This window comes from Azospirillum melinis (assembly GCF_013340935.1).
In the GTDB taxonomy this organism is placed as follows: Bacteria; Pseudomonadota; Alphaproteobacteria; order Azospirillales; family Azospirillaceae; genus Azospirillum; species Azospirillum melinis.
This window is the reverse complement of the sequence record NZ_WHOS01000019.1, coordinates 1-21,995: the sequence shown is the minus strand read 5'-3', so window position 1 is coordinate 21,995 and position 21,995 is coordinate 1. Positions and strand designations below refer to the sequence as shown.

Annotated in this window: 24 protein-coding genes; 14 read left to right on the top strand and 10 right to left on the bottom strand. The window is 66.9% G+C overall.

From position 1 onward, the window contains the following. The first annotated feature begins 66 nt into the window (after positions 1-66). The 5 genes from GBZ48_RS16055 to GBZ48_RS16035 all read left to right on the top strand — a co-directional run bounded on the left by GBZ48_RS16055 (position 67) and on the right by GBZ48_RS16035 (position 3,836). Complete coding sequence (locus GBZ48_RS16055; RefSeq protein WP_174471934.1) at positions 67-1,083, top strand: NAD(P)H-quinone oxidoreductase; 1,017 nt, start codon at positions 67-69, stop codon at positions 1,081-1,083. A gap of 285 nt (positions 1,084-1,368) precedes the next feature. Beyond that, positions 1,369-1,983 carry a DUF1013 domain-containing protein gene (locus tag GBZ48_RS16050; protein WP_109442700.1) on the top strand — a complete coding sequence of 205 codons (615 nt, stop codon included), beginning with the start codon at positions 1,369-1,371 and terminating at the stop codon, positions 1,981-1,983. A gap of 64 nt (positions 1,984-2,047) precedes the next feature. Continuing rightward, entirely contained in the window at positions 2,048-2,641 is a 594-nt protein-coding gene (locus GBZ48_RS16045; RefSeq protein ID WP_174471933.1) for a UbiX family flavin prenyltransferase, read from the top strand. Between the two features lie 122 nt (positions 2,642-2,763). Then, positions 2,764-3,444 (top strand): carbonic anhydrase, encoded by a 681-nt coding sequence (locus GBZ48_RS16040; RefSeq protein WP_109452532.1) that lies wholly within the window; start codon positions 2,764-2,766, stop codon positions 3,442-3,444. A gap of 131 nt (positions 3,445-3,575) precedes the next feature. Continuing rightward, positions 3,576-3,836: a hypothetical protein gene (locus tag GBZ48_RS16035; RefSeq protein ID WP_174471932.1), complete on the top strand. Its 261-nt coding sequence runs from the start codon at positions 3,576-3,578 to the stop codon at positions 3,834-3,836. Here GBZ48_RS16035 and GBZ48_RS16030 read toward each other — a convergent pair. Continuing rightward, positions 3,812-5,599 (bottom strand): tetratricopeptide repeat protein, encoded by a 1,788-nt coding sequence (locus GBZ48_RS16030; protein WP_174471931.1) that lies wholly within the window; start codon positions 5,597-5,599, stop codon positions 3,812-3,814. The genes GBZ48_RS16035 and GBZ48_RS16030 overlap by 25 nt on opposite strands. 195 nt (positions 5,600-5,794) lie before the next feature. Between GBZ48_RS16030 and GBZ48_RS16025 the strand changes: the two genes are divergently transcribed. Continuing rightward, complete coding sequence (locus GBZ48_RS16025) at positions 5,795-6,223, top strand: hypothetical protein (RefSeq protein WP_174471930.1); 429 nt, start codon at positions 5,795-5,797, stop codon at positions 6,221-6,223. 1 nt (position 6,224) lies between these two features. Here GBZ48_RS16025 and GBZ48_RS16020 read toward each other — a convergent pair whose 3' ends face one another. Both GBZ48_RS16020 and GBZ48_RS16015 read right to left on the bottom strand, forming a co-directional pair. Continuing rightward, positions 6,225-6,683 carry a TIGR02444 family protein gene (locus GBZ48_RS16020; protein WP_174471929.1) on the bottom strand — a complete coding sequence of 153 codons (459 nt, stop codon included), beginning with the start codon at positions 6,681-6,683 and terminating at the stop codon, positions 6,225-6,227. 19 nt (positions 6,684-6,702) lie between these two features. Then, a complete protein-coding gene (locus GBZ48_RS16015) occupies positions 6,703-7,797 on the bottom strand; it encodes an ATP-dependent 6-phosphofructokinase (protein WP_174471928.1) in 1,095 nt (364 codons plus the stop codon). Positions 7,798-8,069: 272 nt separating this feature from the next. On the opposite strand from GBZ48_RS16015, the gene GBZ48_RS16010 reads away from it, so the two are divergent. Further along, positions 8,070-8,270 carry a YdcH family protein gene (locus tag GBZ48_RS16010; protein WP_085089646.1) on the top strand — a complete coding sequence of 67 codons (201 nt, stop codon included), beginning with the start codon at positions 8,070-8,072 and terminating at the stop codon, positions 8,268-8,270. Positions 8,271-8,412: 142 nt separating this feature from the next. On the opposite strand, the gene GBZ48_RS16005 is transcribed toward GBZ48_RS16010, so the two are convergent. After that, positions 8,413-8,877 carry a group III truncated hemoglobin gene (locus GBZ48_RS16005; RefSeq protein WP_246307229.1) on the bottom strand — a complete coding sequence of 155 codons (465 nt, stop codon included), beginning with the start codon at positions 8,875-8,877 and terminating at the stop codon, positions 8,413-8,415. A 215-nt stretch (positions 8,878-9,092) separates the two neighbouring features. Between GBZ48_RS16005 and purE the strand changes: the two genes are divergently transcribed. The 4 genes from purE (at position 9,093) to GBZ48_RS15985 (ending at position 14,620) form a co-directional block, all read left to right on the top strand. After that, complete coding sequence (purE, locus tag GBZ48_RS16000) at positions 9,093-9,629, top strand: 5-(carboxyamino)imidazole ribonucleotide mutase (protein WP_174471927.1); 537 nt, start codon at positions 9,093-9,095, stop codon at positions 9,627-9,629. Between the two features lie 46 nt (positions 9,630-9,675). Then, complete coding sequence (locus GBZ48_RS15995) at positions 9,676-10,788, top strand: 5-(carboxyamino)imidazole ribonucleotide synthase (RefSeq protein WP_174471926.1); 1,113 nt, start codon at positions 9,676-9,678, stop codon at positions 10,786-10,788. 555 nt (positions 10,789-11,343) lie between these two features. Then, a complete protein-coding gene (locus tag GBZ48_RS15990) occupies positions 11,344-12,534 on the top strand; it encodes an acyltransferase family protein (RefSeq protein WP_174471925.1) in 1,191 nt (396 codons plus the stop codon). Between the two features lie 334 nt (positions 12,535-12,868). Continuing rightward, entirely contained in the window at positions 12,869-14,620 is a 1,752-nt protein-coding gene (locus GBZ48_RS15985) for an EAL domain-containing protein (RefSeq protein WP_246307238.1), read from the top strand. Between the two features lie 32 nt (positions 14,621-14,652). Here GBZ48_RS15985 and GBZ48_RS15980 read toward each other — a convergent pair whose 3' ends face one another. The 4 genes from GBZ48_RS15980 to fumC all read right to left on the bottom strand — a co-directional run bounded on the left by GBZ48_RS15980 (position 14,653) and on the right by fumC (position 17,509). Continuing rightward, on the bottom strand, positions 14,653-14,868 hold the full coding sequence (locus GBZ48_RS15980) for a hypothetical protein (protein ID WP_174471923.1): 216 nt from the start codon (positions 14,866-14,868) through the stop codon (positions 14,653-14,655). A 137-nt stretch (positions 14,869-15,005) separates the two neighbouring features. Then, on the bottom strand, positions 15,006-15,728 hold the full coding sequence (locus GBZ48_RS15975) for a DUF599 domain-containing protein (protein WP_174471922.1): 723 nt from the start codon (positions 15,726-15,728) through the stop codon (positions 15,006-15,008). A gap of 93 nt (positions 15,729-15,821) precedes the next feature. Next, positions 15,822-16,028 (bottom strand): ribbon-helix-helix domain-containing protein, encoded by a 207-nt coding sequence (locus GBZ48_RS15970; RefSeq protein ID WP_174471921.1) that lies wholly within the window; start codon positions 16,026-16,028, stop codon positions 15,822-15,824. 89 nt (positions 16,029-16,117) lie between these two features. Beyond that, the gene (gene fumC / locus GBZ48_RS15965; RefSeq protein WP_174471920.1) at positions 16,118-17,509 is read right to left on the bottom strand and encodes a class II fumarate hydratase; all 1,392 of its coding nucleotides are present in this window, start codon (positions 17,507-17,509) and stop codon (positions 16,118-16,120) included. A 271-nt stretch (positions 17,510-17,780) separates the two neighbouring features. Here fumC and GBZ48_RS15960 point away from each other — a divergent pair, with 271 nt between their 5' ends. Together GBZ48_RS15960 and GBZ48_RS15955 are read left to right on the top strand one after the other, a co-directional pair. Beyond that, positions 17,781-18,029: a hypothetical protein gene (locus GBZ48_RS15960; RefSeq protein ID WP_174471919.1), complete on the top strand. Its 249-nt coding sequence runs from the start codon at positions 17,781-17,783 to the stop codon at positions 18,027-18,029. A gap of 365 nt (positions 18,030-18,394) precedes the next feature. Continuing rightward, complete coding sequence (locus tag GBZ48_RS15955; protein ID WP_109048389.1) at positions 18,395-18,610, top strand: hypothetical protein; 216 nt, start codon at positions 18,395-18,397, stop codon at positions 18,608-18,610. 10 nt (positions 18,611-18,620) lie between these two features. Here the strand turns inward: GBZ48_RS15955 and GBZ48_RS15950 are convergent, their stop codons facing one another. Together GBZ48_RS15950 and GBZ48_RS15945 are read right to left on the bottom strand one after the other, a co-directional pair. After that, on the bottom strand, positions 18,621-19,118 hold the full coding sequence (locus GBZ48_RS15950) for a GNAT family N-acetyltransferase (protein ID WP_109048390.1): 498 nt from the start codon (positions 19,116-19,118) through the stop codon (positions 18,621-18,623). Between the two features lie 108 nt (positions 19,119-19,226). Further along, positions 19,227-20,294, bottom strand: a complete 1,068-nt coding sequence (locus GBZ48_RS15945; RefSeq protein ID WP_174471918.1) for a CgeB family protein — start codon at positions 20,292-20,294, stop codon at positions 19,227-19,229. 344 nt (positions 20,295-20,638) lie between these two features. On the opposite strand from GBZ48_RS15945, the gene GBZ48_RS15940 reads away from it, so the two are divergent. Then, positions 20,639-21,913 carry a lytic murein transglycosylase gene (locus tag GBZ48_RS15940; RefSeq protein WP_174471917.1) on the top strand — a complete coding sequence of 425 codons (1,275 nt, stop codon included), beginning with the start codon at positions 20,639-20,641 and terminating at the stop codon, positions 21,911-21,913. Positions 21,914-21,995: the final 82 nt, after the last annotated feature.

The following is a 21,995-nucleotide window of genomic DNA, read 5'->3' as shown; positions in this document are numbered from 1 at the left end:
CGGTTAGGCAAATCTACCTTTCGGGCCTGACATTGCCAAACAGACAAAACCGAAGGAACGACCGCCATGGGCCTGAGCCTGCCCGACAGCATGCGCTGCGTCGAGATCACCCAGCCCGGCGGGCCGGAGGTGCTGCGCCCCGCCCGCCGCCCGGCCCCGGTGCCCGGCCCCGGCGAAATCCTGGTGGAAGTCGCCGCCGCCGGCGTGAACCGCCCCGACACGCTGCAGCGCCAGGGCCGCTACGACCCGCCGCCGGGCGCATCCGACCTGCCGGGGCTGGAGCTGTCCGGCACGGTGATCGCCATCGGCGAAGGCGTGGAGACCTGGGCCAGCGGCGACAGGGTCTGCGCTCTGGTGGCCGGCGGAGGTTATGCCGAATATTGCGTGGTGCCGGCGGTGCAGGCCCTGCCCGTGCCGGGCCCGCTGTCGATGGTCGAGGCGGCGGCGGTGCCGGAAACCTTCTTCACCGTCTGGACCAACGTGTTCGAGCGCGGCGCCCTGAAGCGTGGCGAGACCCTGCTGATCCATGGCGGATCGAGCGGCATCGGCACCACCGCCATCCAGCTGGCCAAGGCTTTCGGCGCAACGGTGTTCACCACCGCCGGCAGCGACGACAAGTGCCGCGCCTGCGAGGAACTGGGTGCCGACCGCGCCATCAACTACAAGACCGAGGATTTCGTCGCGGTCATCCGCGAGGCGACCGGCGGTCGCGGCGTCGATGTGGTGCTGGACATGGTCGGCGGCGACTACATCGCCCGCGACATCGACATCATGGCGGTGGACGGCCGTCACGTCTCCATCGCCTTCCTGCAAGGGGCGAAGGTGTCGCTGAACATGGCTCCGGTGATGACCAAGCGGCTGACGCTGACCGGATCGACGCTGCGCGCCCGCCCGGTGGCGGAGAAGGGCCGCATCGCCACGGCCTTGCGCGAGGATGTCTGGCCGCTGCTGGAGACCGGCGGCATCAAGCCGCAGATCCACGCCACCTTCCCGCTGGAACAGGCGGACGAGGCGCACCGGCTGATGGAAAGCAGCGCGCATATCGGAAAGATCGTGCTGACGGTGGGGCCGGACGTCGCCTGATTTTGCGCTTTTCTTCACCGCTGCGTCGCCGTCGGGCTTGCCATCCGCTGCCAAGACAGGTTAGCAGAGGCGAGCGGGCGGCCGGGATTTCCCGGTGCGCCTGCGCAAGCATGCTTACGCGGACCGGTATTCGCCCTATATCGTGGTGACGAGAATGGGGCGGCCGCCCCCGGAGTCGCGAAGCCGGGTCGCGAAGCCGCCCCCGCGCCGCATAACCAGTTAGAACGACCGGCCGCACCACCCGCCAGCGGGTGCGGCCGGTAAAGAAGTTTGTCAGGAGGGATGATGGCTCTGCCCTTGATGCCGAAAGCGACAGCCGTCTGGCTGGTCGAGAACACGTCCTTGTCCTTCGAGCAGATCGCCGCCTTCTGCGGCATGCATTCGCTGGAAGTCCAGGCCATCGCCGACGGCGAGGTCGCGGTCGGCATGGTGGGGCTGGACCCCATAGCCAATGGCCAGTTGACCAAGCAGGAGATCGAGCGCTGCGAGAAGAATCAGGACCTGCGCCTGAAGCTTCTGGTCGCCGACCTGCCGCAGGTCGCCTCCCGGTCCAAGGGTCCGCGCTACACCCCGATCACCAAGCGCGGCGACAAGCCCGACGCCATCGCCTGGCTGCTGAAGCACCATCCGGAGCTGTCGGACGCCCAGGTCTGCCGCCTGATCGGCACCACCAAGCCGACCATCGCCGCGGTGCGCGACCGCACCCACTGGAACGTCGCCAACATCAAGCCGCGCAGCCCGGTGATGCTGGGCCTCTGCTCCCAGCGCGAGCTGGAAGAAGCGCTGGCACTGGCGATCCGCCGCGGCGGTGTGCCGCGTGCCCCGGAGGACGCCGCCGAGGACTTCTACGGCGAAGGCCGCGAGGACGACCGCTATTCCGAACAGGAAGACGCGCACTGAGGGGGGTGTCCCTCTCCCCCAGCGGGAGGGGGAATACCGCTTGATGAGAACTTAGAAACCGGCCATGACCGATCCCAGCATCCCTCCGCCCAGGCTCGTGGTCGGCATCAGCGGCGCGTCGGGAGTGATCTACGGCATCCGCATGCTGCAGACGCTGCGGCGGATCGGCGTCGAGTCGCATCTGGTGGTCAGCCGGTCGGCCGAGGTCACGCTGGCGCATGAAACCGCCATGAAGGTGGCCGAACTGCGGGCGCTGGCCGATGTCAGCTATGCCGCCGCCGACATCGGCGCGGCCGTGTCCAGCGGCAGCTTCCGCACGCTCGGCATGGTGGTCGCCCCCTGCTCCGTCCGGACGATGAGCGAGATCGCCAGCGGCGTCACCTCCACCCTGCTGACGCGGGCGGCGGACGTGGCGCTGAAGGAACGGCGCCGGTTGGTGCTGATGGTGCGGGAGACCCCGCTGCATCTGGGTCACCTGCGCACCATGACCGCGCTGGCCGAAATGGGGGCGGTGATCGCGCCGCCGGTCCCGGCCTTCTACGCCAAGCCGCAGGGCATCGACGATCTGGTCGACCATTCGGTGGGCAGGGTGCTGGACCTGTTCGGGCTGGACGCCGGAAACCTCCGGCGCTGGGGCGAGCAGAGGGGAGAAGCCTGACCCGCGGCGGTCGCCTAACAGGTGGCTTGGAGCGCGGGCGCAATGCCATTATACCCCTGTCGATGCACCACGACGCGGAACCGGCATCGCCGCCGGCCGGCGCCAAAGGGGAAAAGCCCATCATGCCCTTCAGCAGCAAACCGTCCGAGCCCATCCGCCAGCTTCTGGCCGGCATCAAGGCATTCCGCGCCCGCTATTACGAGCGGCGCCCCGACAGCATGCGGCAGCTGGCGACCGAAGGGCAGCACCCGGAGGTGCTGCTGATCGGCTGCTCCGACAGCCGCGTCGACCCGGCGCTGCTGACGATGGCGGAACCCGGCGAGATGTTCGTCGTGCGCAACGTCGCCAACCTCGTCCCGCCCTACCAGCCCGACGGCGCCTATCACGGCACCTCGGCCGCCATCGAATATGCGGTCAAGGCGCTGAAGGTGTCGGAGATCATCGTGCTGGGCCATGCCAAGTGCGGCGGCATCCAGGGCCTGATCCGGCTGCGCGCCGGGCAGAAGGCGGAGGACGATTTCGTCTCCCCCTGGGTGTCCATCGCCGGTTCGGCGCTCGACCCCTATGTCGGGCCGGAAGGCTCCGAACAGGCGCGCGCCGATGCGGAGAAGCTGCAGAACACGCCGGCGGTGATCGAACGCGCCGCGGTCCGCGCGTCGGTCGAGAACCTGATGACCTTCCCCTTCGTCCGCGAAGGGGTGGAGGCCGGCACGCTGAACATCCATGGCTGGTGGTTCGACATCGAGTCGGGCGAGATGTGGGCGATCCATCCCGTCACCCGGCTGTTCCAGCCGGTCGAGTGAGCGGCTCGGCGAGTCGTTTCAGGCCAGGAAGCGTTAACCCGAGCGCCGGCACGGGATTTGCCGGTCCCCTGCCCTGTTGAGGGCGAAGGAAAAACTCTCCTTCGCAATCCTCATAAGGGAAAGGGACTGCCATGAAGACCGCGCTCCGCTTTGTGATCGTCGCCGCCGTGCCGCTGGCGCTCGCTGCCTGCAACCAGACCAGCAGCAACAGCGGGGGCGGCGGACTGTTCGGCAACAGCGGCGGTGGGCTGTTCGGGTCGGGAAATTCCGATTCCTATGTCCGCAACGGCCGCTGCGACGACCCGCGCTACAACACCTCCAACGGCGGCCATGCCGAGGCCGGGACCGACGATTACGACTGCTCCCGCTACGGCAACGGCCTGAAGCGCTGAGCCAGCGCCGCCAGTTCCGCGGCCATGCGCCCGGCGACCGCAGGCCAGTCGCCGGGCGCCGGCTGCCGGAACAGGCGGGCTGTCGGATACCAGGGGCTGTCGTCACGGCCGGTCAGCCAGCGCCAGTCCGCCGAGAAGGGCAGCGCCACCCACAGCGGCACGCCCAGCGCGCCGGCGAGATGGGCCGGCCCGGTGCAGGACGACACAACCAGATCCAGGTTCGCCATGATCGCCGCGGTGTCGGCGAAATCCGAGATGACGGTTCCCAGATCGGTGAAGCTGTCCGGCAAGGCACTCTCAGCAAGGCCGGCGCGTCCAGGCCCCATCTGCAATCCATAGAACCGGCAGCCCGGCACATCGAACAGACCACGCAGCCCGGCAAGCCTGGGCGAGCGCTCCTCGTCGCCGGGGAAGCGCGGGTTGCCGGCCCAGACGACGCCGACGCGCAGCCCATCCTGCGGCCCCAGTAGCTCCCGCCAGCGGGCGACCCGCACCGGGTCGGGGCGCAGATAGGGGATATCGGCGGGCACGCTGTCGAGGCCGGTGGCGAAGGCGCGCGGCAGGCTCATCAGCGGACATTCAAGATCGAAGGGCGGCAACGGATCGCCACGGGCGATGACCTGCGCCGCCCCCTCCAGCCCTGCCATCAGGGGCAGCAGGGGCCGCTGCACCTCCAGCACCACCCGGCCACCGCGGGCCGCCACCAGCGGGACATAGCGCAGGAACTGGAGCGTGTCGCCCAGCCCCTGTTCGGCATAGAGCAGGATGGTGCGGCCGTTAAGCGGCTCGCCCTGCCACAATGGCTGATCGAAAGGCCGCCAGGGCGGATCGGCATGGCTGTCGCGGCGGCGCCAGTCGAACTCGGGCCAGCCACGCCGATAATCGCCGGCCATCAGCCGGGCGAAGCCGAGATTCCAGCGCAGGCCGACATCCTGCGGCCGGTCGGCCAGCGCGCGTTCGAACTCGACGGCAGCCTCCACCGGGCGGACCATGGCGACCAGGGCGATGCCCCGCGCCGCATGGACCGACGGGCCGGGTCGCAGGCGCTCCGCCATGGTGAAGGCGTCCAGCGAGTCCGGGAAGCGGGCAAGCTTGGCCAGGACAGCGCCCAGCACCTCCCACGGCTCGGCGGCATTGCGGTCGAGAGCCAGCGAGTCACGGGCGGCGGACTCGGCCTCCGCCCAGCGGCGCTGGGCCGCCAGGGCCGCGGCAAGCGTCGCAAGGGCAACCGAACGAGTGCTGGCAGACCGGGCGTTCGCGTCCAGCGAGCGGCGGGCACAGCGCTCGGCCGACCGCGCATCGCCGCAGGACAGCAGGGCGGCGGCGCGGTTCGCCAGCGCGTCGGCATGGTCGGGCGCCAGGGCCAGAGCATGGTCGGCGGCCGTCAGCGCGGCCGGCACCTGCCCCAGCCGGCGCAACGCACCGGCGCGGCTGGCATGGGCATCGGCGAGGTCCGGCATCAGGCGCAACGCGCGGCCATAGTGCCGCACGGCGTCGCCGAGGGCGTCGGCGGACTGCTCGACGCCGGCGAGGTTGGACAGCCCGCCGGCCCCGTCGGGACGCAACGCCACGGCAAGGCGCAGGCACCGGTGCGCCTCCGCCTGCCGGCCGGTCTGGGCGGCGAGCACCCCCAGAAGCTGCATGGCGTCGGCATATTCGGGGTCGGCGCCGAGGATTCGGCGGTAGATGTCCTCCGCCTCCGCCACACGCCCCGCCTGATGGTGGTCCAGCGCGATCAGCAAAGCCTGCGACAAAGTAACCATCGGCACACATGTGAAGTGATGGAGGGAGTAACGGGGTTGCCGCCGGGAATGGGATCATGCCTCTTCGGAACCCGCCCGGTCCAGCCGGGCCTACGCCTGAAATCGTCGCAAACGGTCACAGAATTGGGATTTTCCCTGGATTGTCATGACGCTGACCCATCGCTATTGTCCGCGCCGTTCTTCGAGGAGCGGATCATGACCACCCGCCCAATCCGGGCACTCTTCTGCCACTCCGGCCTCCGCCGGGTTACTCTCGCCGCCCTGACTGCTTGGTTCGGGACAGTTGGTTTCGGCATCGCCACCGCGCAGGCCAATGAGGGCGCCAAGCCGAACGGCTGCCCGTGGGCCCAGGACGTGACGCTGGAGATCAACGGCAAGACACTGACCCTGAAGCAGGACGCCTTCACCACCACCAGCTCCGAACCCCTGGAGATCGAGCAGTTCAAGGTGTTCCCGCTGATTGACCAGCTGAAGCTGCGCATCATCGGCCCGAAGGGGCGCGAGTGGGAGGCGGCGCTGACCCGTCTGGTCAGCGGCAAGCGGTGCAGCGCCTTCTATGCCGGCAAGCCGGTGCTGGTGTCCAACACCGTGCGCGATCCGAACGAGCTGATCCTGAACCGGTAGGTCAGTTCCCCAGCAAGCCCGGCAGCACCCTTACCAACTCATCCAAAGCCGGGTCACCGCCGGGCACAAGCAGCGCCATGTTGGCGGCGGCAAGCTCCACGCCGCCGCCCAGCTGCGGGGCAAAGCCTGCCGCTGCGAACAGGCGGTCCTGCTGGACCCGCTCGGCCTCCAGTTCCGCGGCCTTCATGCGGCGATAGAAGGCGTCGTCCTCCGCCTTGGCACGGCGGCGCAGGGCGCGCAGCGGACGCACAACCTCCTCCCGCCAGCCGGCGACCGCCCCGTCGATGCGGGCCAGTTCCTCGACCGACAGGCGGATGCCGCATTCCAGGCCGGCCCAGGCGGCGAACAGCAGCACATTCACGTCGACCCCGCGCCGGTCCTGAAGGGACAGGCAGCAGTCCGGCACCCCCGGCCGCCCGTAGACGGCCAGGGAAAAGTCCCAGAAGGGATTCACCGGCATTCCGCCCATCGCCACAGGATCAGTCGCCGAAGCTGATGTTCAGGCCACGGGCCGTCTTCACCAGCGCGCCGTCCAGCTCGACGCAGGAATAATGCTCGATCGCCTCGGTGATCGGCACGTCGATGACACCGCGGTTCGACCAGGCAACCATGCGGTTGAACTTGCCCTCCGCGATCAGGTCGACCGCATGGACGCCGAAGGCCGAGGCGATCAGGCGGTCGCGCGGGCTGGGCATGCTGCCGCGCTGGACATGGCCCAGCACGGTGACGCGGGTTTCGGCCCCGGTGGCGTCGGCGATCTTCTCGCCGATATAGTCGCCGATGCCGCCATAGCGCTTCTCGCCGCCCTGGAGGATCTTCTTGACCCCGGTGCCCTCCAGCGTCTTCACCGCCTCCGACACCACGACCAGGGCGAAGTTGCGGCCGGAGTCGCGGACACTCTGGATCTTGGCGGCGATGCTTTCGATGGAATAGGAGATCTCCGGGATCAGGATCACGTCGGCCCCGCCGGCGATGCCGGCCGCCAGCGCGATATGGCCGGCATCGCGGCCCATCACCTCCAGCACCATCACGCGGTGGTGGCTGGCTGCGGTCGGTTGCAGGCGGTCCAACGCCTCCACTGCCACGGCGACGGCGGTGTCGTAGCCGACCGACACCTCGGTCTTGCCCAGGTCGTTGTCGATGGTCTTGGGCACGCCCACCATCGGGAAGCCGCCCTTCTGCGCCAGCTTGTGCAGGATGGCGAAGCTGCCGTCGCCGCCGATGCCGATCAGCGCATCCAGCCCGAGTTCGCGGTAGCCGCCGATGATTTCGTCGGAACGGTCCTTCAGGGTGCCGTCGGGCATCGGATAGGCGAAGGGGTCGCCGCGGTTGGTCGTGCCCAGGATGGTGCCGCCCTGGCGCATCATGTGGCCGTCGACGGAGCCGAGATCGAGCGTCTGGTACTGCACCGGGCGCTGGAGGAGGCCCTGGGTGCCTTCCTTGATGCCCAGCACCTGCCAGCCATAGCCGGTGGCGCGGTGAACCACCGCACGGATGACCGCGTTCAACCCGGCGCAATCGCCGCCGCTGGTCAGGATGCCGATACGCTTGCCGGCTTTATTAGGGGCAGTCATTGAGGGGTTCCCGTCCCGTTCGCCTGTTCATTGAAATGGACCACCATGTTACCGGAACATAAGTTTCCCGCAATCGTTGCCCGCATCCGCAAAGGGGGCATTGTGTCCGTCGTACTCTCCCGCAGCAGCGCCGCGCATGCCAAAGGTCCGAGCCGGCGGTTTGGCGGTGCCGTACCGCCGGAAATCTGGTATAGTCCGGCCCGCCCAGCCAAGGGTCACCCGCGAGAGCACCCCCGTCCCACCCGGGGCAACGGCCATTCCTAACGGGCGCGATGAACGAGCAAGAGATTTTGAAGGAAAAGCTGGCGAGCTTGCGCAGCGAGCACCGCGACCTGGACGATGTCATCGCCCGGTTGGTCGAACGCGCGCCTTATGACCAGTTGCAGATGCAGCGGCTGAAGAAGCGCAAGCTGATGCTGAAGGACCAGATCATGGTCCTGGAAAGCCGGCTGCTGCCGGACATCATCGCTTAACGAAACATGCGACGCGCTTTTGGCCGTCATCCCCGCGAAGGCGGGGATCCAGGGCTCCGGGAAAAGCGCCTCAAGACGCCGGATTCCCGCCTTCGCGGGAATGACGGGCGCGGGAATGACGGGCCGGCCGGAAACTGACGCGTCACCCCTTCTTCGGCACCGTAAAGAACTGGATGCCCATCTGGAAGCTGCGGGCGATGTTCTCGGCCTTGCCGATCAGGAAGTTGGCGCCTTCGGCCGGCAGGACTTCGTGGGCGGTCTGGCGGAACAGGCCGAGCCAGCGTTCGAAATGCGGCGGCTCCAGCCCCAGCGAGATGTGGACCGGCATCGGACGCCCGTCGTAGCGCTGGGTCAACAGGGCGATGGACGACCAGAAATCCATCATCTTGCGCAGATGCGGCTCCCAATCGGTGATGGCGCGACCGAAGATCGGACCAAGCTCCTCGTCCTTCATAATCTTGCCGTAGAAGGTCCGCACCAGCGTCTCGATCGACGCCTCGTCGATGCCGACGGCGGCCATCCGTTCCTCCGCCATGGCGGCGCGGATGTCGCGGTGTTCCTTGCGCTGGGTGTCGCCGAGGTCTTCGCCGGAAACGGAGTCGGTCATGCGATGGGTCCGCCGAGTGAATTGAGCAGGGTCTATCCAGTCCATATAAGGCGGCACCATAAGTGGAACCATGTTCCGCCGGAAGGGCCGGAATGTCGCAGCCGCAGGGTGGGATTCGCGGGGCGCAGACTCCAAGGAGCGGCGCCGCCTCTGGACAGAAGCCCGACTCTTCCTATAATGCGCCGCTTTCCGGACCTTGAGGAAAGCGCCAGGCCGTGACCGCCGACCACTCCCCCAACAGCACCGCTTCGGCTACCGGCGCCCAGCCGCTGGTCGGCATCATCATGGGCAGCCAGTCCGACTGGACGACGATGAAACACGCTGCCGACACGCTGGCGGCGCTGGGCGTCCCGCACGAGGTCCGCATCGTTTCCGCCCATCGTACCCCGCACCGGCTGGTGGAATACGCCACCACCGCCAAGGCGCGCGGGCTGAAGGTGGTGATCGCCGGGGCCGGCGGCGCCGCCCATCTGCCGGGCATGGCCGCGTCGATGACGCCGCTGCCGGTCTTCGGCGTGCCGGTCGAAAGCCACGCGCTGAAAGGCATGGACAGCCTGCTGTCCATCGTGCAGATGCCGGGCGGCGTCCCCGTCGGCACGCTCGCCATCGGCAAGGCCGGCGCCATCAACGCCGCCTTGCTGGCCGGCTCGGTCATTGCCCTGATGGACCCGGCGGTGGCCGACGCGCTGGACGGCTGGCGCGCCCGCCAGACCGCCGCGGTCGCCGAAGCCCCCGTCGACGATCCTGCCTGACAACTGGCCTGATAACTGGCCCGGACAACTTGAAAGCCTCACCGTCATGACCGGCACCCCCCTGCCCCGCCTCGCCCCCGGTTCAACCATCGGCATGCTGGGTGCCGGTCAGCTCGGCCGGATGACGGCGCTGGCCGCGGCACGTCTGGGCTACAAGACACATGTCTACGCCCCGGACGCTGCCGACAGCCCGGCAGCGCAGGTCAGCGCCGCGGCGACGGTGGCGGACTGGAACGATCTGGAGGCGCTGGAGCGCTTCGCCCGCTCGGTCGATGCGGTGACGCTGGAGTGGGAGAATGTGCCGGTCGCCACGGCCGAGCATCTGCGCCGCTTCACCAACCTGAACCCCGGCCCGAACGTTCTGTCGGTGGCGCAGGATCGCATCACGGAAAAGAGTTTCGTCAACGCGCTGGGCATCGCCACGGCCCCCTGGCGTGCCGCCAACAGCGCCGAGGAGGTCGCCCGCGCGGTGGCCGAGGTCGGTCCGCGCTGCGTTCTGAAATCGACGCGGCTCGGCTATGACGGCAAGGGCCAGGCCCGGCTGGACAGCGGCAGCGATCCGGCGTCCGCCTGGGCCAGCATTGGCGGCGGAAAGCCCGGCGTGGAGGGCATTGTCGAAGGCTTCGTCACCTTCGCCTGCGAGGTGTCGGTGATCGTCGCCCGCAGCGCCGACGGCACGATGGTTGCCTATCCGGCGGTGGAGAACCGGCACAAGGACGGCATCCTCGACGTCACCGTCGCGCCCGCAGCGCCGGAAAAGGTGTCGGCGGCAACCGCGGCGGAGGCCGACCGCATCGCGCGGCGCATCGCCGAGGCCCTGGACTTGGTCGGCGTGCTGGCGGTGGAGATGTTCGTCAGCGCCGACGGCGCCGTGCTGGTCAACGAGATGGCGCCGCGCCCGCACAATTCCGGCCACTGGACGATGGACGCCTGCGCCACCTGCCAGTTCGAACAGCTGGTCCGTGCGGTCTGCGGCCTGCCGTTGGGCTCGGTGGAGCGGGTGGCCGATGCCGAGATGACCAACCTGATCGGCGACGACGTGCTGAGCTGGCCGGACCTGCTGGCCGAACCCGGCGCCCGCCTGCACCTGTACGGCAAGGCGGAAGCCCGGCCCGGCCGCAAGATGGGCCACGTCAACCGGCTGTTCCCGCGGCGCTGACGCCGACACCACGGCAAAAGCTGAAAGGCCCCGCGACCGGTACAGTCGGCGGGGCCTTTTCCATATGGATGGCTGGTCGGTCCCGTCACCACCGAAGTGCAGCCACTGCACGCGCTGCGCCGGTGGATGGACATCACCGGTTTCTCGGCCGCAACGGGACGGCTGGAGAATGGTGGTTGAGCCTGCCCGGCTCAAGGCCGAAAAAGCGCAACCTGAAGGCACAGCCAGCGTACCGCTTCGAAGACAACCAAGCGGTGCTTCAGGCTCCAGTCAGATATGGCGCCGCTCACAACGGGTAGGGGGCGCCCGCGGCCGGACAAATCCGCGGTCCTCAGGAAGCGGGCATTCCATCACCACAACCTTTCGGAGGTAATCACCGGCCAGCGTTCGGAATAAGCCTGATTTCCGCTTTTTGGTTGCGGTTCCGACATTTACGTTCAGCCAACGGTAATCGGGCGCATAATCCCCGCAGTCGAGCAAATATCACCGTTTACAGCAAAGTATCGGCAGCCGGCGTGAGATAGCTGAGACAAAAAGCCAATCTGGAGATCCGAAATGCGCTTTCCAGTTCTCGACGGCTGGCGCGGCTTATGCGCCGTGTTCGTCGCATTATTTCATTTCAACGCTTCAGGGCATTTCTACTTCGTTCCGTTCGTTCGCGGCAGTTATTTGTTTGTTGATTTCTTTTTTGTTCTCAGTGGTTTCGTCATCACCCACGCCTATATCCACCGCCTGAACTCGGCCGCGGACGGCAGGAATTTTCTGGTCAGGCGCCTTGGTCGGGTCTGGCCGCTGCATGCCGCCACCCTGATCGCATTCATTCCGCTGGAGATTGTAAAGGCACTGGCGGTCAGCGGCGAGACGGCGGCCTTCACAGGCCGCTTCGCCCCATCCTCCATTCTCAGCAACCTGTTCCTTGTGCACTCCCTGGGTATCGAGGACGGGCTGACCTGGAACATTCCGAGCTGGTCGATCAGCGCCGAGTTCCTCGCTTACGTCAGCTTCGCAGCGCTTTGCCTGCTGGCCCGCCGCACATGGCTGGTGACGGCGTCGGCGGTGGCGCTGTCGGCTGCCGGCGCCTTCGTGGTCACGGGATGGTCCGACCAATACATAGACACCAGCTTCGACTTTGGATATTTCCGCTGCCTCTATGGTTTCTTCACCGGCCATGTGGCGTATCGGCTGTTCCAGGTGGCCCGCGGTACCGGACTGTCCAGGCTGCCGATGCGGCGGCCAACCGTTGGGTCGCCGATAGCCGGGCTGAGCGAGGGACTCAGCTTTGCCGCGGTGATCGTCTTCGTTGCAACGGCGCGCGGGAACGCCCTGTCCTATGCCTCCCCCCTGCTGTTCGGTTTGGTCGTCTGGGTGTTCGCCTTCGAAGGGGGGGTGATTTCGCGGCTGCTGGCGATGAGGCCTTTCCAGTGGCTGGGCGCCCGCTCCTACTCCGTCTACATGGTGCATGCGCTGGTCATCGCGCTGTACGAGAAGGCGGCGGTCACGATGCAGAGGTTGTCGGGCCAGCCGATGTTCGTCGAGCAAGCGACCGACGGTGCCGAAGACCGGCTGATCTCCTTTGGTGCCACCTGGATGATGGATCTTCTGGCGCTCGCCTATCTGGGGACGGTGGTCGCGGTCGCCAGCCTGACCTACCGCCTCGTGGAGATGCCCGGACAATCCAGCTTCAACGCACTGCTGCTGAAGCGGCGAAAGCCCGCGGTCCGGCCGGCGGCGATGGAGGTTACCTGACCTTCTTAACCATGATGCATGGCGAGGCGGCTCCTGCGGAAAAGACGCGATAGGGCCGCCTGCTCATGCCGGACATCATCGACAACGGTCATTCCGACATCGGAACGATTTCGTCAATCTCCTGGTAACGTTATTAATTGCGGACATGAGCACCCCGCAAAGTCACGTCCGGTAGTTCGTATTTACGAGATAGATGTCTCAAATTGTCGCGTCCAAGTCAGACGAAGGTCATTTCCCATTGATGCGGCTTTTATCTCCTATCAATATTGGTTACCCTCTGTTGCATTCAGGAAGAAAATCTCTAAACTTTGATGTAATTTGTAACCGGATGACGATGCCCTTGTCGCAGGAAAGCGCAGGTCGCTCCCCTCTCCCGATTGGACCGGCCGTCACCCCGGCCTCCGGCGCGGCCGGTCATCGCCGCCCGCAGTCCAGCCGTGACCGCGACCGCTTCGTCGGCTTTGCCTTCGCCGCCGCCGATCTACTGATCGAATCGGATCCCCAGGGCAACATCCTGTTTTCCGCCGGCGCCCGCTGCCGGCTGACCAAGGGCGAGGTCGGCGGGCTGGTCGGCAGCAACCTGATGGAAGTGGTGGCCCCCGGCGACCGCAAATACGTCCATGTCCTGTTCGACCGCATCCGCGAAAAGGCGCGGATCAAGCCGTCGCGCGTGATGTTCCAGGCCTTCGACGGTCAGCAGTTCCCGGCACTGCTCGGCGGCTGCCGGCTCGACTCCTGTCCCGGTTCCCTGTTCCTCACCGTGCTGCTGACCGCTCCGGCCCGTGGCAACGGCGGCAGTGGGGCGGTCACGGCGGCCCAGGGTGAACTGCTCGACCAGTGCGGCTTCGCCGGCATCCTGGAGGAACGCATCCACGCCGCGCGCGAAAGGGGACTGGAGCAGGGGCTGACCCTGCTGCTGGTCGAGGGGTTGCAAGCGATGGTGGACTCGATGCCGGAGGGAGCGGCGGCGGAGGTGCGCGAGGGCATCGACGCCTATCTGCGCGGCATCTCCGCCGACGGCGACAGCGCCGGGCAGCTGACCGGCGACCGCTATGGCATCGTGCATGCCGCCGACATCGACGGGCGCGAGGTGCAGGGCCATATCGCCCAGATCATCGAGGCGGCGGGCGGCGCCCTGCCCGGCGGCATCCGGTCTTGGACGCTGGACATGGCCGACGACCGGCTGGACGCCGCGGATGCCGCGCGGGCGCTGGTCTACACCGTGCAGGCCTTCGCCTCCGCGCAGGGCGGCGAGTTCACCATCTCCAGCCTGGAGGATGGCGCGAACCGCCTGATGGCCGGGGCGGTGGAGCGGATCGGACAGCTGCGCGACACCATCGATAACCGCAACTTCATCGTCGTTTACCAGCCGATCGTCGACATCGGCACCGGCGCCGTCCACCATCTGGAGGCGCTGACCCGGGTCGAAGGGATGAGTTCGCCGGCCGATTTCATCACCTTCGCCGAGGATGTGGGGCTGATCTACGACTTCGACCTGCTGCTGACCCGCACGGTGCTGGACACGCTGCAGCAGTTCCGCAAGGAACCGAAGCTGCCCGACGTGGCGATCAACCTGTCGGCCAAGACGCTGATGAGCCCGATCTTCTTCAAGCAGTTCCAGTCGGTCGTCGCCCCCTACGGCGATCTGGCCGCGAAGCTGCTCATCGAAGTGACGGAAACCGTCGTCGTCACCGACATCGCCAAGCTGAACGAGGTGTTGCAGAAGCTGCGCGAAAGCGGCTTCCGCATCTGCCTGGACGATGTCGGCGCCGGGTCCACCAGCTTTCAGTCGCTGTATGGCATCCAGGCCGACTTTGCCAAGATCGACGGCAAGTTCGTCCGCGGCGCCGTGAACAGCCCGCGCGATATGGCGATGCTGCGCAGCATGGTCGATGTCTGCCGCCAGTTGGGGCTGGAGCTGATCGGCGAGCAGGTGGAGGAGACGGTGCACGCCGAGCTGCTGAACGGCTTGGGCGTGTCGTTTGCCCAGGGCTTCCTGTTCAGCCGGCCGTCGAGCGACTTCGCCTATTTCGCCAAGGACTGGTCGAAGGTGCGCAGCGGCGGCAAGGTACTGCTGAAGGGCTGACGCGCCGCGATTGCCAGAATGCCGGTGCCGTCTCAGGCCAGGGCGGGGGACCGGCCGAAGCCTTCGAACACGCCCATTTCCTCGATGCTGTGGACCTGCTCGAGCCGATGACGGGCCGCGTTTAGAAGTTCCCGGTTGCGGGCCAGCGTGTCACGGCCGGCATAGCCGTCGCGCAGGTGAACGCGGTTCAGCAGAGCCTCGGCCTGATCAAGGGCTTCCATGATGGTCAATGCAGTATCGGCGTTCATTTTCGCCCTCTTGTTCTCTGCGCCGCGCCGACAAGCTGTCGTGCGATCCTTGATGACCGGACCTTAGCCGCCGCAACTCGCCATCAGGTAGAGGATATTTGGTCGCATGCCGAAGAAAACGTGTGGGATTTTATTTGTTATTTCGCCTTGCTTGAATCGTTTCTCTCCAACCATTGGGTCTGTACGCGGATGACCTTTTCGGTGGCGGAAAACGCCTGACGGCGGGTGAGAACGAAAACGACGCCGCTGGACGCCGCGATCAGCGGAATGGGGCCGATAATCCAGACCAGGGCCGCCAGTGCGAAGTAATAGGCGCGGATGCCCCCGTTTAGCGCGACGATGGCCAGGGTCAGCGCCTCGCTGATGGTCTGGGCGATCTCCCGGCGGTCCTGCGGCGGCACCGGCGGCATCGGCGCAGAGCCGATCAGGGCGCAGCAGTAATTGTACTGACGCAGCGCCCAGGTGAACTTGAAGAAGCCGAAGGTGAAGATCACCACCATCAGCAGCATCTTGATCTCGAACATCTGGTGCGAGGTCGGGACGGCGAAGGACAGGTCCGATATCAGCTGCTGCGCCCGCTCCGCCGCACCGAAGGAGCCGATCAATCCGGCCAGCACCAGCATGTTGGTGGAGGCGAAGAAGGTGCAGCTGTGCATGGTGTGACCGAACAGCTGCGCGTCCATGATGCGGTTGTCGCGCTCCAGCATCCGCTCGATCCAGTGGCGGCGCACGATCCGCAGATGCCGGTTCACCACGTTGCGGTTGGACAGCAGATGGTCCTGGGTGACGGTGAAGCCGACCCAGGAACCGATGAACCAGACGAAGGCGACGATGTCGAGCGTGGTGACGTCTGGCGGCATGGCGGCGGGGTCTTGGCAAGGTGGCGAGGGGGGCAGGCACCCGTGTACGCCGGCAATGGGCGGGTGTCCACCTGCGGGTATCCGAGAGGTCCCCTACTCCCCGCGCCCCTGCACCGCCTTCAGCACGTGGACGCGGATGGCGCTGGACAGGTTGCCGCTCCGGGTCTGGTCGATCTCCTCGATCAGGGCATTGACCGACAGGCCACGGGACTGCGCCACCGATTTCAGGGCGTCCCAGAACTCTTCCTCGAGGGAGACGCTGGTGGGATGGCCGGCGATCAGGACCGAACGCTTCTTCATGGTCACGCACGCATCGCAGTGGGAGATGGGGGTGGTCAGAGGAAGGCCGGTGCGGCCGGGATAACTCAACCCCCACCCTAACCCCAAGCTTAGCCTGGACCAACCATCCGTTCGGGGCGAACCCATTGATCGAATTGCTCATCCGTCAGGAGTCCGAGTTCCCGCCCGGCCTCCTTTAGACTTGTCCCTTCCTTGTGGGCTTTCTTGGCGATCTTCGCCGCATTGTCGTAGCCGATGTGGGGGTTCAGCGCCGTCACCAGCATCAGGCTGTCCGACACCAGCTTGGCGATGCGCTCGCGGTTGGCCTCGATTCCCACAACGCAATTGTCGGTGAAGCTGTTCGCGGCGTCGGCCAGCAGGCGGATCGATTGCAGGACGTTGAAGGCGATCACCGGCTTGAACACGTTCAGTTCGAAATGGCCGGTGGCGCCGGCGACGGTCACGGTGGTGTGGTTGCCCATCACCTGGGCGCAGACCATCGTCATCGCTTCCGACTGGGTCGGGTTGACCTTGCCCGGCATGATGGAGGATCCCGGCTCGTTCTCCGGCAGCGACAGTTCGCCGATGCCCGAGCGGGGACCGGAGCCGAGCAGGCGGATGTCGTTGGCGATCTTCATCAGCGACACCGCCAGCGTGTTCAGGTGGCCGTGCACGTCGACCAGCGAATCATGGGTCGCCAGCGCCTCGAACTTGTTCTGCGCGGTGACGAAGGGAAGGCCGGTGAAGGCCGCCACCTCCTCGGCGAAGGCTTCGGCGAAGCCCGGCTTGGCATTCAGGCCGGTGCCGACCGCGGTGCCGCCCTGGGCCAGCCGGTAGAGCTGCGGCAGCGCGCCTTTCACCCGGCCGATGCCGTAGGAGACCTGGGCGGCATAGCCGGAGAACTCCTGCCCCAGCGTCAGCGGCGTGGCATCCTGGAGATGGGTGCGGCCGATCTTGACGATGTCCTGGAAGGCATCGGCCTTGGCATCGAGCCCCGTGCGCAGATGCTCCAGCGCCGGAACCAGGCTGTGCACGATTTCGTCGGCCGCCGCTATGTGCATGGCGGTGGGGAAGCTGTCGTTCGACGACTGCCCCATGTTGACATGGTCGTTGGGATGGATCGGCGTTTTCGACCCCATGGTGCCGCCCAGCCGCTCGATGGCGCGGTTGGCGATCACCTCGTTGGCGTTCATGTTGGTCTGGGTGCCGGAGCCGGTCTGCCAGACCACGAGCGGGAAGTGATCGGCCAGCCGGCCTTCGATCACCTCGTCCGCCGCCTCCATGATGGCAGCGCCGAGTTTCGGATCGAGCACGCCCAGTTTCATGTTGGCGGCGGCAGCGGCGCGCTTCTGGATGCCCAGCGCGCGCACCAGCGGCACCGGCATGCGCTCCCCGCCGATGCGGAAATTCTGAAGCGAGCGCTGGGTCTGCGCGCCCCAGTAACGGTCGGCCGGAACGTCTATGGGGCCGAAGCTGTCGGTTTCGGTGCGGACACCGCTCATGGTCGGACCTTTCCTGATCGCCGCTTTTGGTCACGGGTGGGACGGGTTGCAACTGTCCCCGCTCCGCCTGATCTTTGCGGTGGACCCCGGAACGGCAAGGGCCGGAAATGCGCAGGCCAGGGCCACGCTCCAAGCGGGAGCTTGAGCGACTCGGCGGAAATCCTCGCTATTCACTCGAATTTGTTCTTGTTGCGTTCGCTATTCTTCCGTACGCTTTCCTCAATGATCCGCCGCAAGGCCGGCGGCTATCGACCGTGATTGGGGGAACAGGATGGACGATCTGGCATACGACCATGTCCGCGCCTTCATTGCCCGGACGCGCGTTGCAGAGATGAAGAGCCGCGGCTGGCGGGTTCTCGGACCCGGCGAGGAAGGCTCCCTGCTGATGGAAGGCCCGATGCTTGCCGGCCGGGCCGCAGTTCTGGAACAGCCCATCGGCGGAGTTTTCGACGATCTGATCGCCCGCGCCCTGGAGCGTGCCGATGCCCGCGACCGCACCGCCGCCCGCCGCGCCGCCTGATCGACTTTTTCGGGAGTCAGCATTTTCAGGGGGTTGTATTTCCCCAACCGGGTGGGCGGGACTGCACCCTTCGGTGGTCCCTCCCTCCAATTCCCTCGGGCGGTCTGAGCAACCGGACATAGCGGTGCGTGTTGTCATCATGCATGCTACCCGCCGGGGCATCCGACGGGGATCGATTGCAGCAGAACTTCAAATGTCCGCATAGACGTTTTGAGGTAACTCTTCGGGGCGATCCTATATAACGCGACCATAGATCGGAAGTACCCCCGAAGATACCACCTGCCGCATAGTCCCGTTAGGAAGTCTTTAACTCGCCCGATGGCTTGATAAGGCCATCGGGAACGCTCAGGCCTAGGGAGATTTACATGATCGGCGCCGTCAACTCGAAGAAGATCACCTCCTCCTCCGCGGCCCATATCGCGCTTCTCGACCAATTCATTCGATTGACGCAAGACACCATCGTCGAACAGGACGATGCCTTCGTCCGCGACAGCCTGGTCGATCTTCTGTCGAACCTGCGCAGCGAGCGTGCCGACTACGCCGAGATCATCGGCGCGTCTGCTCTGAACCGCGCCGTCTGATCCCCGCTTTTTACTCTTCCCCGGTACCGACTTCCGCCGCAAGGTCGGAAAGGGCCTCCCCGGTCAGGCGATAGGGAAGCCATTCCTTCATCTGGCGGAAGCCGACCCGGTCGTAGAATCCACGCGCCGGGTTCCAATCCAGAACGCTCAGATCCACCCGGCGGTAACCGCGCTCCACCGCGCGCTTCGCCACCGCGGCCAGGAGCTTGCGGCCGACGCCGTAGCGCCGGGCGTCGGGTGTGACGTAGAGATCCTCGACATAGAGGCCGGGCCGCCCCTCCCAGGTGGAGAAGTTGCGGAAGGTCAGCGCGAAGCCGACCGGCGCGCCGTCCAGTTCGGCGATCAGCGCCTCGAACACCGGCTGCGGCCCCCAGCCGTCGCGGCGGAAATCCTCCTCGGTCGCCTTGACCGCATCGGCCTCGCGCTCGAATTCCGCCAGTTCGCGGACGAAGCGCAGGATGGTCGTGCAATCCTCCTCGACGGCGGGGCGGATGGTGACGGTCGGCATCGGCGGCGGGCTCCCTGATGATTTAAACGGCATTGGACGCAAAACGAAATGGGGAGCGGACCATAGCCCGCTCCCCGCTCTTTCGCACCCCCGTTGAACCGGATGACGTCAGTCGTCGCCGCCACCTTTCAGGTCCAGGATGCTGCGCAGCTCCTGCACGCGCCGCTCGGCGCTGTGTTCGGCCAGCACCCGCTTGCGGGCCCGGCGGCCGAGGTCGGTCAGGTGGTTGCGCGGCAGCATCATCGCCGTGGTCACGTCGTCGGTCTGGGCGGCGACCAGGATCTCGCGACCGGGTTCGAAAAAGCTGTCCAGCCCCTCCCATTGGTCGGCGACGATGGCGGACCCGCAGGCGGCAGCCAGGAACAGCCGGGGCGACGGGCACCAGCCGATCCGGCGCTCGTCGTCGCGGGCCAGCGTCAGTGCGAGACTGGCCGAAGCCAGCACATCGGCATGACGCGCCGGGTCGAGGTCGGGGAAGGTCAGGATGTTGGAAGCGCGCGGCACGCCGTCGGGCAGGTCGGCGCCGACCAGCGCGAAGCGCCGGCGGGTCAGCCGCTGGGCCGGGTCGATGAAGAAGCTGTCCAGCCCCTCGCGGATGCCGTCCGGCCCGCCGACGATGCAGCAGAGATCGGCCAGATACTCCCGCTTGAAGTCTCCGGGCTTGTCAGCCTCCGGCACGATCCAGGGATAGAGCGGGGCCACCGACTCCGCCCCCGCCTTGGCGCGGTAGCGGTCCAGCGCCGGCCCGCCGCAGGAGGCGAGCACCATGTCGAAGCCGGCCAGCCCGTCGGCCGGAAGATGGTCCACCGCCTCGCCCGCCTCCAGTGCCGTCAGGCTGAGCGGGGCTTCCGGATCGTAGAGCACGCGGCGCGGGGTCCTGGATTGGCGGACGAGGTCGGCGGCAAGGCGGGCGTCCGGCCCCTGCGCCACCACCAGCGCCACCCCGGCATCGTCCGCCTGTGCCGCGGCCGTCACCGCCACCTCGTCCCAGGCGGCATAGGACAGCACCTCGCCGCTGGGAATGGTCCAGGGGACAGGGGAGCCGGGTCCGGCCCGCTCGACCGCGACGACGCGATGGCCGCGGATCGCCAGCCCATGGATCAGCGCGCGCCAGCGCATGCTGTGCCCGCCCTCCTGGCGATACCCATTGGTCAAGCCGAAGATCACGATTTTCATGGCGTCGGCACCCTTGGCGTTCCGCGACGGGAGGCGGCTTCCTCACGGAAGCTCTCCCAGATCAACGCGATTGAGGAAGACGGTGTTCCGGCTTTCCCACCCATCCCGGCGGCACCGCCGGCGACTGCCGTCACCCGGATCGGCACCGGAGGAGGAAGACCCGCCGGACGGGAAATGCGAAAGCACTGCATTGAAATTTGATATGGACCAATCCGACAGACCTGCAAGCGTATATCCCCCGCAATAGGGGTTTCCACCGCAGGCCTGCCCATTTGACGGTTGAGCCTTGCTGCCGGGGGCCTTAGGGTCACGGCCCGGTTTCCCCTCCGATCACGGCCGAGCGCATGCGACTTCCGTTCCGTCATCCCGCCCGCCTCCTTCTCGCCACCCTGCTGATGGCCGGCTGTCAGAGCACCGGTGCCACCGCTCCGGTCGCAACCGGTGCCTCGGCCCCCGGTACCGCGACGGCGGCCGTCCAGCCCGTGGCGCAACAGCCCGCCTCTTTCCCCGAGTGGCTGGCGGCGCTGCGTGCCGAGGCGCTGGGCCAGGGCATCCGTCCGCAGACCTTCGACCGCGCTTTCCAGCGGGTGAAGCTGTCCGACCGCGTCGTCGAACTGGATGGCGCCCAGCCCGAGTTCACCCGGCAAGTGTGGCAGTATTTGGACAGCGCGGTGAATGAAAAGCGCGTCCAGGACGGCCGTCAGAAGTTACAGGAGCATGCGGCGTTGCTTTCCCGCATCACCCGCCGCACCGGCGTTCCGGGAGAGATCCTGGTCGCCTTTTGGGGGGTGGAATCGGACTTCGGCAAGTCGACCGGAAACTTCTCGGTCATCGACGCGCTGACGACGCTGGCCTTCGAAGGGCGCCGCGCCGCCTATTTCCGGTCGGAGCTGCTGGCGGCCCTGCGCATCCTCGATTCCGGCGACATCGCGCCGGAGCGGATGACCGGTTCCTGGGCCGGCGCCATGGGCCAGACCCAGTTCATGCCGACCGTCTTCCTGCGCAACGCGGTCGACGAGGACGGCGACGGCCATCGCGACATCTGGGGCAGCATGCCCGACGTGCTGGCCTCCACCGCCAAGTTCGTGCTGGCGAACGGCTGGCGGCCGGGCGAGTCCTGGGGACAGGAAGTACGGCTGCCCGACAGCTTCCCCTACGATCAGGCGGAGTTGAGCATCACCAAGCCGCTGTCGGACTGGCGCCGGCTGGGCGTCCGTCCGGTGGACGGCAGCGATCTGGGCGGCGAGGGATCGGCGGCGATCCTGGTGCTGGCCGGGCATCGCGGACCGGCCTTCCTGGTGCGCGACAATTTCCGCGCGATCATGCGCTACAACCCGTCGACCAGCTATTCGCTGGCCGTCGCCATGCTGGCCGACCGCATGACCGGCAAGCCCGGTGTCCGCGGCCCCTGGCCGCGCGAGGAGCAGGCGCTGAGCCGCGACGAGCGCATCGACCTGCAACAGCGTCTGGCATCTCTGGGGCTGGAGCCGGGCGCCGCCGACGGCATTGTCGGGGCGAACACCCGCAACGCGGTGCGGCGCTTCCAGGCGTCGGTCGGGGAGATCCCGGACGGCTTCGCCACCAAGGCCCTGCTGGAGCGGCTGCGCCAGCGGTCGTGAAGGCAGGGGGCCTGACCGGGGGGTGTTGGTGAGGCTATCGCCCGGCCACCCCCTCGCCTCCCATGCCCCCCCCCATCCTGCC

What these genes read in the sequence shown, in the direction of transcription:
- GBZ48_RS15995 (WP_174471926.1), top strand. Translation starts at nt 9,676, where the DNA reads ATGACCGGCACCCCCCTGCCCCGCCTCGCCCCCGGTTCAACCATCGGC.
- fumC (WP_174471920.1), bottom strand. Translation starts at nt 17,509, where the DNA reads ATGAGCGGTGTCCGCACCGAAACCGACAGCTTCGGCCCCATAGACGTT.
- GBZ48_RS16010 (WP_085089646.1), top strand. Translation starts at nt 8,070, where the DNA reads ATGAACGAGCAAGAGATTTTGAAGGAAAAGCTGGCGAGCTTGCGCAGC.
- GBZ48_RS16055 (WP_174471934.1), top strand. Translation starts at nt 67, where the DNA reads ATGGGCCTGAGCCTGCCCGACAGCATGCGCTGCGTCGAGATCACCCAG.
- GBZ48_RS16040 (WP_109452532.1), top strand. Translation starts at nt 2,764, where the DNA reads ATGCCCTTCAGCAGCAAACCGTCCGAGCCCATCCGCCAGCTTCTGGCC.
- GBZ48_RS15985 (WP_246307238.1), top strand. Translation starts at nt 12,869, where the DNA reads ATGCCCTTGTCGCAGGAAAGCGCAGGTCGCTCCCCTCTCCCGATTGGA.
- GBZ48_RS15940 (WP_174471917.1), top strand. Translation starts at nt 20,639, where the DNA reads ATGCGACTTCCGTTCCGTCATCCCGCCCGCCTCCTTCTCGCCACCCTG.
- GBZ48_RS16020 (WP_174471929.1), bottom strand. Translation starts at nt 6,683, where the DNA reads ATGCCGGTGAATCCCTTCTGGGACTTTTCCCTGGCCGTCTACGGGCGG.
- GBZ48_RS15955 (WP_109048389.1), top strand. Translation starts at nt 18,395, where the DNA reads ATGATCGGCGCCGTCAACTCGAAGAAGATCACCTCCTCCTCCGCGGCC.
- GBZ48_RS16030 (WP_174471931.1), bottom strand. Translation starts at nt 5,599, where the DNA reads ATGGTTACTTTGTCGCAGGCTTTGCTGATCGCGCTGGACCACCATCAG.
- GBZ48_RS16045 (WP_174471933.1), top strand. Translation starts at nt 2,048, where the DNA reads ATGACCGATCCCAGCATCCCTCCGCCCAGGCTCGTGGTCGGCATCAGC.
- GBZ48_RS16050 (WP_109442700.1), top strand. Translation starts at nt 1,369, where the DNA reads ATGGCTCTGCCCTTGATGCCGAAAGCGACAGCCGTCTGGCTGGTCGAG.
- GBZ48_RS15975 (WP_174471922.1), bottom strand. Translation starts at nt 15,728, where the DNA reads ATGCCGCCAGACGTCACCACGCTCGACATCGTCGCCTTCGTCTGGTTC.
- GBZ48_RS16035 (WP_174471932.1), top strand. Translation starts at nt 3,576, where the DNA reads ATGAAGACCGCGCTCCGCTTTGTGATCGTCGCCGCCGTGCCGCTGGCG.
- GBZ48_RS16005 (WP_246307229.1), bottom strand. Translation starts at nt 8,877, where the DNA reads ATGACCGACTCCGTTTCCGGCGAAGACCTCGGCGACACCCAGCGCAAG.
- GBZ48_RS15970 (WP_174471921.1), bottom strand. Translation starts at nt 16,028, where the DNA reads ATGAAGAAGCGTTCGGTCCTGATCGCCGGCCATCCCACCAGCGTCTCC.
- GBZ48_RS15960 (WP_174471919.1), top strand. Translation starts at nt 17,781, where the DNA reads ATGGACGATCTGGCATACGACCATGTCCGCGCCTTCATTGCCCGGACG.
- GBZ48_RS16025 (WP_174471930.1), top strand. Translation starts at nt 5,795, where the DNA reads ATGACCACCCGCCCAATCCGGGCACTCTTCTGCCACTCCGGCCTCCGC.
- GBZ48_RS15950 (WP_109048390.1), bottom strand. Translation starts at nt 19,118, where the DNA reads ATGCCGACCGTCACCATCCGCCCCGCCGTCGAGGAGGATTGCACGACC.
- GBZ48_RS16015 (WP_174471928.1), bottom strand. Translation starts at nt 7,797, where the DNA reads ATGACTGCCCCTAATAAAGCCGGCAAGCGTATCGGCATCCTGACCAGC.
- GBZ48_RS15990 (WP_174471925.1), top strand. Translation starts at nt 11,344, where the DNA reads ATGCGCTTTCCAGTTCTCGACGGCTGGCGCGGCTTATGCGCCGTGTTC.
- GBZ48_RS15980 (WP_174471923.1), bottom strand. Translation starts at nt 14,868, where the DNA reads ATGAACGCCGATACTGCATTGACCATCATGGAAGCCCTTGATCAGGCC.
- GBZ48_RS15945 (WP_174471918.1), bottom strand. Translation starts at nt 20,294, where the DNA reads ATGAAAATCGTGATCTTCGGCTTGACCAATGGGTATCGCCAGGAGGGC.